The organism is Asaia sp. W19, from assembly GCF_003994335.1.
GTDB lineage: Bacteria > Pseudomonadota > Alphaproteobacteria > Acetobacterales > Acetobacteraceae > Asaia.
Genome location: NZ_PNQZ01000166.1, coordinates 1 through 1,207, shown reverse-complemented (window position 1 = coordinate 1,207; position 1,207 = coordinate 1). Strand labels below are relative to the sequence as shown.

The window sequence follows — 1,207 nt, the reverse complement described above, 5'->3', positions numbered from 1 at the left end:
GGCTGGGAATCATCCCAAGGACCTTTCCTGGCAGAATCTGCTGGCTGGACCGCTGGGCGATATGGCCGGGCGCTATCAGTTCGTGATGACCCAGCCGCATCAGGATTTCGGGTCCCTTCAGCCGGGGGGCGAGGCGAGCGCTGCCATGCGCAAGGCCATCGATTCCCTGCCTTTCGTCAAGAGCGGCAATGCCATCGCCATGATCACCGGCCCGGTCCAGCTGAGTGATGAGGAGTTCTCGACTGTTGCTCACGGCATGGGCTTCGGGCTGCTGACCTCGCTCGTGCTTGTGGCTGCCTGGCTGGTTCTGGCCGTCCGTTCCATGCGCGTCATCGTGCCGATCCTGATCACGCTCGTGATCGGCCTGCTGCTCACAACGGGGTTCGCGGCTATTGCCGTGGGCAAGCTCAATCTGATCTCGGTGGCTTTTGCGGTACTGTTCGTGGGTATTGCCGTCGATTTTGCCATCCAGTTCTCCGTGCGTTTCAGAGGTCAGCGTCAGGTTTCGGGCGCCGCAATGACACCGGAAGATGCACTGGCCGAGACAGGGCGTGAGACAGGGCACCAGATCCTGGTTGCCGCACTGGCCACAGCCGCTGGGTTTTTGGCCTTCGTCCCGACCAATTTCGTCGGTGTGGCGCAGCTCGGTCTGATTGCCGGTATCGGCATGATCATTGCCTTTCTGTGCACCATGACGCTTCTGCCAGCACTGCTGCATCTTTTCCGTGCGCGCCTGAGCCGTGGCATGCCGGGCTTCACGCGACTTGCTCCGGCAGATCACTTCCTGCGGCGCTATCGCAAGCCGGTTCTGGCCTTTTTCGGCATTCTGGCCGTAACGGGTCTCGCGCTCATCCCGCGCCTCAGCTTCGATGCCGACCCGCTGCATACCAAGAACCCGGACACGGAAGGTATGCGGGCCATCCATCTTCTGGAACAGGACCCGCGCGCTTCGCCTTATGACGGTGAGGTGGTGGTCCCCAATCTGAAGATCGCGGCAGAGCGCGCCAAGCAGTTCGAGGCCCTGCCGAGCGTGTCTTCAGTCATGTGGCTGGGCATGTTCGTGCCGGAGAACCAGACCGAAAAACTGGCCATGATTCAGGATACGGCTTCTATCCTGCTGCCTACGCTGGTCGGGCAGGAGGTTCAGCCCGCGCCCGATGCGAATGCGCTGCGTGCCAGCGCGGCTTCTGCCGCGAGCAAGCTGGGC

Annotated in this window: 1 protein-coding gene; it reads left to right on the top strand. The window is 62.1% G+C overall.

Annotated features, from left to right (window positions below):
- Positions 1 to 1,207, top strand: a 1,207-nt coding sequence (locus C0V97_RS17645; protein ID WP_148114976.1) for an MMPL family transporter, incomplete at both ends; no start/stop codon positions are given.